This is a genomic window from Pseudomonas sp. NFACC05-1 (assembly GCF_900100135.1).
GTDB classification, from domain to species: domain Bacteria; phylum Pseudomonadota; class Gammaproteobacteria; order Pseudomonadales; family Pseudomonadaceae; genus Aquipseudomonas; species Aquipseudomonas fluorescens_Q.
Map to the genome: position 1 here is coordinate 1 of NZ_FMTR01000047.1, position 7,217 is coordinate 7,217.

General features: G+C 59.7%; 7 protein-coding genes. All 7 read left to right on the top strand.

The window, feature by feature from the left end:
- Window positions 1-828, top strand: an 828-nt coding sequence (locus BLO97_RS30195) for an RHS repeat-associated core domain-containing protein (protein ID WP_175489874.1), incomplete at its 5' end; no start/stop codon positions are given.
- Between the two features lie 4 nt (window positions 829-832).
- Complete coding sequence (locus BLO97_RS30200) at window positions 833-1,219, top strand: hypothetical protein (RefSeq protein WP_092349765.1); 387 nt, start codon at window positions 833-835, stop codon at window positions 1,217-1,219.
- Window positions 1,220-1,514: 295 nt separating this feature from the next.
- Window positions 1,515-2,768 (top strand): cystathionine gamma-synthase family protein, encoded by a 1,254-nt coding sequence (locus BLO97_RS30205; RefSeq protein ID WP_092150581.1) that lies wholly within the window; start codon window positions 1,515-1,517, stop codon window positions 2,766-2,768.
- A gap of 151 nt (window positions 2,769-2,919) precedes the next feature.
- Window positions 2,920-4,350: an amino acid permease gene (locus tag BLO97_RS30210; RefSeq protein ID WP_092150577.1), complete on the top strand. Its 1,431-nt coding sequence runs from the start codon at window positions 2,920-2,922 to the stop codon at window positions 4,348-4,350.
- A 59-nt stretch (window positions 4,351-4,409) separates the two neighbouring features.
- The gene (locus BLO97_RS30215) at window positions 4,410-5,294 is read left to right on the top strand and encodes a LysR substrate-binding domain-containing protein (RefSeq protein WP_063324199.1); all 885 of its coding nucleotides are present in this window, start codon (window positions 4,410-4,412) and stop codon (window positions 5,292-5,294) included.
- A 30-nt stretch (window positions 5,295-5,324) separates the two neighbouring features.
- Window positions 5,325-6,689, top strand: a complete 1,365-nt coding sequence (gene thrC / locus BLO97_RS30220; RefSeq protein WP_092349768.1) for a threonine synthase — start codon at window positions 5,325-5,327, stop codon at window positions 6,687-6,689.
- Window positions 6,690-6,701: 12 nt separating this feature from the next.
- Window positions 6,702-7,139: an Lrp/AsnC family transcriptional regulator gene (locus tag BLO97_RS30225; RefSeq protein WP_053125728.1), complete on the top strand. Its 438-nt coding sequence runs from the start codon at window positions 6,702-6,704 to the stop codon at window positions 7,137-7,139.
- The last annotated feature ends 78 nt before the right edge of the window (window positions 7,140-7,217 follow it).

Consider the following 7,217-nt stretch of genomic DNA (forward strand, 5'->3'; position numbering starts at 1 on the left):
CCCGACGCCCGCCCGTTCTACTACCACCTCGACCACCTGGGCACCCCCCAGGAACTGACCAACCCCGCCGGCCAGATCGTCTGGTCGGCGCGCTACAACGGCTACGGCCAACTCACCGAACTCCAGCACGGCGGCGGCGAACAACTGGAACAACCGCTGCGCTTCCAGGGCCAATACTTCGACCCGGAAAGCGGCCTGCACTACAACCGCCACCGCTACTACAATCCCGGAACCGGCCGCTATCTGACGCCTGACCCGAGCAAATTGGCGGGTGGGCTCAATGGGTATCGCTACACGGTGAACCCGACGGGGTGGGTGGATCCGTTGGGGTTGGTGGATTGTCCGGGGAAGGGTGGGTGTCGGCCGGCGGTTGGGGAGCAGGATCCGGCGGCGAAGGTTGGGGTGGATGAGGGCGAATCGAAGCTCCCTCAAGCCAAGCCTAAAGATATCTATACCTATCGAGGTGACTCACGAGAGCCTTGGGAAATATTTGAGGCAGGATTCGAACCGTTAGGGTGGAGTACCGATCTATTTTTGCATGCTAAAGATAATCGAAATCCGCCTAGTATTTATGTAAGTACAACCCCTTCAAAGACAGAGGCAATAAAATTCGCGACTGGTTTTGGATATGAGCGTGGATACGTATATGTGTTAAAAAATGTGCCGGGTATTGATGTGAATAAGAAACTAGGTGTCATGTCGCCGCATCGAAGGGAGGTGGAAATAGCTGTGCCCGGAGGGATTGATAGAAAAGATATAGTAGGGGCAACCCCAGTGAATGAAGATGGAACCTATGTAGGATACTCGATACCTAATTTTGACAGGTGATGATATGACCTCTAGAGAGGTGGCAATTGAAATTGATGGCGTCGTTAAGAGCGCGATTTTTGAATGTGACCGAAAAATTATGGCTATGACTGTAACGATGCCAGATGGATTGGTAAAAAGTTACACCGCGACGGATTTATACTTTTGTCTGGGGATGGTTAGAAAAGATTTTCCGGATGTGAAATTTTTATGCAAGGGAGCCAAAATTAATGTGCACCCCTCGAGAATGTCTTCGCAAATGTCTGGTGGCGTAGTGGCCTACGAAGTTCGCTGGGGTGAGCCTGCGGATGATAATGACATAGTAAATATTTTCGACTATGAAGATCAAAATTTAACCAATGATATCGATGAGCAGGCAGATTATTACGAGCGATGGATGAGCTCTCTTTGACAGCCGATGGTTAGACTGCATAGCCAAAATCAATGCAACCCAATGTGGGAGCGAGCTTGCTCGCGATAGCGGAGTGTCAGTCACCCCCAATGGCAACTGACCCACCGCCATCGCGAGCAAGCTCGCTCCCACAGGTTCATCGGTGATTCGCCGGTCGCTATTCGCCTCCAGCCATTAAAAAAACCACCCCTTTGGCACCGATAACATCGTTTCTCGGTCGCGCGGCTTTTCCCTATATTGGCCCTCAGATCCGGTGGATGGCTCAACGTCCACCCCCTCAGTGTGAGTAGCCTCAATGAACAATAAACCTGACAGCACAGGGCTTGATAATGCGGGAGCAGGAACCCGGGCGGTTTGGGGTGGGGAGCAGGTCAGGCACCCCTACAACGCCACGCAAACCCCCATCGTGGCCAGCGCCGCGTACGGTTACGACGACATCGACGTCTGGTACGACGTCGCCTTGGGCAAGGCCCCCGGTTTTATCTACAGCCGCATGAGCAACCCGACCGTCGAGACCCTCGAAGCCAAGATTCGCGAGCTGGAAATGGCCGAATCCGCCGTGGCCTTCAGCAGCGGCATGGCGGCGATCAGCAGCGTGCTCTACACCTTCCTGGCCCATGGCGATCGCGTGGTGTCGACCAAGGACAGTTACGGCGGCACCAACAAGATCTTCGAAGAGTTCCTGCCGCGCACCGGCGTGACGGTGACCTTGTGCGAGACCTTCGATCACGACGATCTGGAGCGTGAAATCGCCAAGGGTTGCCAGGTGCTCTACCTGGAAACCCCCACCAACCCCACCCTGAAAATCCTCGACATCCCGCGCCTGGTGGCAGCGGCCAAGCGTGTCGGTGCGGTGGTCGTGGCCGATAACACCTTCGCCACGCCGCTGAACCAGAGCCCACTGGCCTTGGGGGTGGACGTGGTGATTCATAGCGCGACCAAGTTCCTCAGCGGCCATGGCGACGTGCTCGGTGGCCTGGTGTGTGGCAGCGAAGCCTTGATGGCCCAGGTGCGGCATTATCGGGAAATCAACGGCGCGAGCCTTGACCCGTTCTCGGCCTACCTGATCATCCGTGGCATGAAGACCCTGGCACTGCGCATGCGTCAGCAGCAACACAGCGCCCGGGCCCTGGCCGAGTTTCTCTGCACCGAACCGTTGGTGGAGGCGGTGAATTATCCCGGCTTGCCCAGCCACCCGAACCACGCCGTGGCTTGCGCGCAAATGTCCGGTTTCGGCGCCATCGTCAGTTTTGTCCTGGTCGGTGGCATGGACACGGTCAAATTGCTGCTGCCACGCCTGCGCTTCGCCCATTGCGCGGGCAACCTGGGCGCGGTGGAAACCATCTACGGTCCGGCCCGTACCACCAGCCATGTCGAGAACACCTTGGAAGAACGCCTGGCCCTGGGCATCTCCGAAGGCTTGGTGCGGGTTTCGGTCGGCATCGAAGACACGGACGATCTATTGGACGATCTGAAACAGGCCTTCGCCTTCGTCAAAAAGACCCTCACCCCGCAACTCAATGAAGCCCCTATCGAGACCGCAAGCTGAAGTTTGAAAGTTGGTACCCCGCCACAAGGCTGTGAATGGGGCGTTCATGAATAGGAATAATAATAAAGCTTAGTGGCGATGCACTTTTACTCTGCCCAATAACTTGTCGCGGACGTTAATGCGCGCCCTAACAACTTTCATGAGAACAACCATGTCCATAAAAGAACAACAACTCAATACGCGTGCCGGTTTTAAACAGGAAATGCAGACGCGCCATATTGTCATGTTGGCATTAGGCGGCGTCATTGGTACCGGGCTGTTTCTCACGTCCGGGTATACCGTCAACCAGGCCGGCCCCATGGGCGCGGTGATCGCCTACATCATTGGCGCGCTGATGGTCTACATGGTGATGATGTGCCTGGGCGAACTGGCGGTGCAGATGCCGGAAACCGGCTCGTTCAGCACCTACGCCACACGGTTTCTAGGCCCGGGCACCGGCTACACCGTGGCCTGGCTGTATTGGCTGACGTGGACGGTGGCCATCGGTTCCGAATTCACCGCGGCCGGCATCCTCATGTCGCGCTGGTTTCCCGACACACCGGTGTGGATCTGGAGCGCGCTGTTCGCCGGCGTGGTGTTCCTCTCCAACGTGATCTCGGTGCGTTTGTTCGCCGAGACCGAGTTCTGGTTGTCGTTGATCAAAGTGTTGACCGTGGTGGTGTTCCTGCTGATTGGCGGTGGCGCGATTCTTGGCCTGTTGAACATCGACCAGGCCCACAGCATCGGCTTGAGCAACTTCACCCGCGAAGGACTTTTTCCTACCGGTTTCATGCCGATTGCGATGACGCTGCTGGCGGTGTCCTTCGCGTTCTCCGGCACTGAGCTGATTGGCATCGCCGCCGGTGAAACCAAGGACCCGCAACGCAATGTGCCGCGGGCCATCCGCACCACGGTGCTGCGCCTGGCGGTGTTTTTCGTCGGGACCATTTTTGTCCTGGCGACCCTGCTGCCCCGCGAGCAAGCCGGTCTGGTCGAAAGCCCCTTCGTCACAGTGTTCACCTACATCGGCATTCCGTACTCGGCCGACATCATGAACTTCGTGATCATCAGCGCCCTGTTGTCGGCGGCCAACTCCGGGTTGTACGCCGCCTCGCGGATGCTCTGGACCCTCAGCGACCAAGGCCACCTGCCCAAGCAGTTCTCGGCCCTGACCCGCATGGGCACGCCGCTCAACGCGATCATCGTCAGCATGGCCGGCGGCGCCGCTTCGTTGCTCAGCAGCGTGTTTGCCGCCGACACCATCTACCTGGCGCTGGTGTCGATTTCCGGCCTGGCCGTGGTGGTGGTGTGGATGAGCATCGCCGCGAGCCAGATCGCTTTCCGGCGTCACTATGTGGCCAACGGCGGCGACATTCGCAAACTCAAGTTCCGGGTTCGCGGCTATCCGTGGGTGCCGCTGGGGGCGCTGGTGTGCTGCAGCCTGGCGTGCATCGGGATCGCCTTCGACCCTGAACAACGGGTGGCGCTGTACTTCGGCTTGCCGTTCATCGCCTGGTGTTACTTCGTGTATTACATTACCCGCAAAAGCCGCGAGCGACGCTTGTCGGTTGCCCTCGTGGCACAACCGTCCGACGCGTTCTAAGGCGCGTCGACGGGTCGGGCAAACGTGCCCGGTGCGTGGGGGTCAACGAGGTCCAGATCATGAAGCAAAAAACGTTGCCCCCGTTGAATTGGCTGCGGGCATTCGAAGTGTCGGCCCGCTGCCTGAACTTCACTCACGCCGCCGACGAACTGTTTTTGACCCAGGGCGCGGTCAGCCAGCAGATCCGCCAATTGGAAAGTCACCTGGGGGTGGCGCTGTTCAAGCGCTTGCCCCGTGGCCTGGGCCTGACCGAAGAGGGCCAGGCCTACCTGCCGGTGGTGCAGGACGCGATCACGCGACTGGCGGTGGGCACCAACGAGATCTTTGGCCAGCACAAGCGCCGGCCAATCAAGGTGCGCGGCAGCCTGGCGTTTTTCGTGCACTGGCTGGCGCCGAAACTGGTGGATTTTCGCCAGGTGCATCCGCACGTCGACATCCGCTACATCAGCAACATCTGGGTCAAGGAACTGGACGGCGAGGACGACATGGAAATTCGCTGGGGCCACGGTCAATGGCCCGGCCTGGTGTCGCAACGCCTGACCTGGGACACCTTGTTCCCGGTGTGTTCGCCAGCCTTGATGACGACGCTGAAGGTGCCGGCGGACGTGGCCAAGCATCCATTGCTGCACGTGCTGGGCTACGAAGAGGGCTGGGGTTACTGGCTGAAAATGGTCGGTGCCGACTCGGTGGATTCCTCGACCGGCATGCAGTTCGACACGCTGGTCTGCACCTTGCGCATGGCTGAACTGGGGCAGGGCATCGCCCTGGCGCGGTCGTCGATGGTGAGTGACATGCTCGGCGACGGGCGCCTGGTCGAACCCTTCGCCCAGCGCATCGAGGCCAGCGAATCGTTTTACCTGGTGCGTAGTTCCGGGGCCGAGCAACACCCGGACGCGGCGCGGTTTTCCACCTGGCTGGTGGAGCAGGCGCATCGTTTCAAGTGAGCCGTTTCAAGTGAATATCCGGAGTTGACCATGCGCTATGTGAGTACCCGAAATTCCGCCGTGCAGGTCGATTTCGAAAAAGTTGTGCTGTCGGCCATCGCCGAGGACGGCGGGCTGTTCGTCCCCCTCGAACTGCCGCAGTTCGAACCCCAGGACATCGCCAACTGGTCGACATTGTCCTATGACGAACTGGCCTATCGGGTGATGCGTCCGTTCGTGGGCGAGGCGATCCCCGAGGCCGACTTCAAGCGGGTGCTCAAGGAAGCCGGCAGCCAGTTCAGCCATCGGTCCCTGGCGCCGTTGCATCAGGTGGATCGCAACGAGTGGATCCTGGAATTGTTCCATGGGCCGACTCGCTCCTCGAAGGACTTTGCCGCGCAATTGCAGGCGCGGCTGGTGCAGTACTTTTTGCGCAAGCGCGGGCGTCGCGCCGTGGTGATCGGCGTCACCAACGGCGATACCGGGCTGGCCGCCATCGAAGCCTTCAAGCACTGCGACGAGACCGATGTGGTGGTGATTTATCCCGAAGCCGGCGTGCCGCAAGACCAGCTTCAAGACCTGCAAGCGACGGCGCATCCGCGGGTTCATCAAGTGGCTGTCGATGGCAGTTTTGATGAGTGCCAGACCTTGGTCACCCAACTGTTCCGACAGCACGAGGCGATCAGTTTCAATTCCAGTAACTGGGTCAGCGTCATGGCGCAGTTGGTGTTTTATTTCCATGCCGTGTTGCAACTGGGCGGCGGTCAGCGGCCCATCGGTTTCAGCGTGCCCGCGGCAAGCTTTGCCGAAGTCTATGCCGGCTACATCGCGCAGAAGATGGGCTTGCCCATCACGCAGATGATTGTTGCGACCAATCAGAATGACGCGCTGCATCAGTTCTTTTTGAAAAACCATTACTCGCGATTGCGCGCCAGCAAGACCCTGTCGCCGGCCATGGACTTGTCGATTTTTTCCAACCTGGAGCGGTTTCTCTGGGAGCTCTATGGGCACGACGACCAGGCCGTGAGCGCACTGATGCACACCTTCGAAACCCACGGCGAAATGACCATCGCCAACGAGTTCTGGCTACAGGCGCGGATGATCATCGACTCGTACGCGGTCAGCGATGAGCAGACGCTGGAGGAAATCACCTCGCTGCATCGCGACACCGGCTACGTCATCGACCCCCACACCGCCACCGGCGTGCTCGCGGCGCGCTTGTACCGGCGCAGCCTGGTGGCGCCGATGGTGACCTTGGGCGAGATCTCCCCGGTCAAATCTGCGGTGTTGCTCGGCGAGTTGGGGATCCACATCGCGGCGCGACAACGCCCGGTTTCCGAACATGGCCCGGCGCAGATTCATCGCCTCCAGCCGGACGACCTCGGTGCCCTCCATCAACTGCTCGGCGCCCTATAACCGGAGGCCCCCATGAAGCGAATTCTCGACCCCCTCGACGAACGCATCATCGCCGAACTGCGTCTCAACGCCCGCGCCGCCCACGCCGAACTGGCGGCCAAGGTCAACCTCTCGCGCAACGCCGTACGCCAACGCATCGAACGCCTGGAACGCGACGGCGCGATCCAAGGCTACACCGTGCGCACCGGGGAGGGCGCGCAAGCGTCGTCGAACATCAACGCGGTGATCTTCGTCTACCGCTACGACCGCATGCGCGGTGCCGAGGTGTTGCAAGCGTTGCAGGCCATGCCGGAAGTGCTGCAGTGCGATGTGATGAGTGGCGAGTTCGATCTGATGCTGCGGGTGGGCGCGGCGAACCCGGAACGGGTGCATAAAGTGTGGAAAGAGATCTCGGCGTTGCCGGGGGTGGAGAACACCGTGACTTCGTTCGTGCTGTCATCGGTGGTCTAGGCGCGCTATCCGCTGCTGATGCCCGCAGGCGCCCCAGCCACCACAACCCCCGTGGCGAGGGAGCTTGCTCCCGCTGGG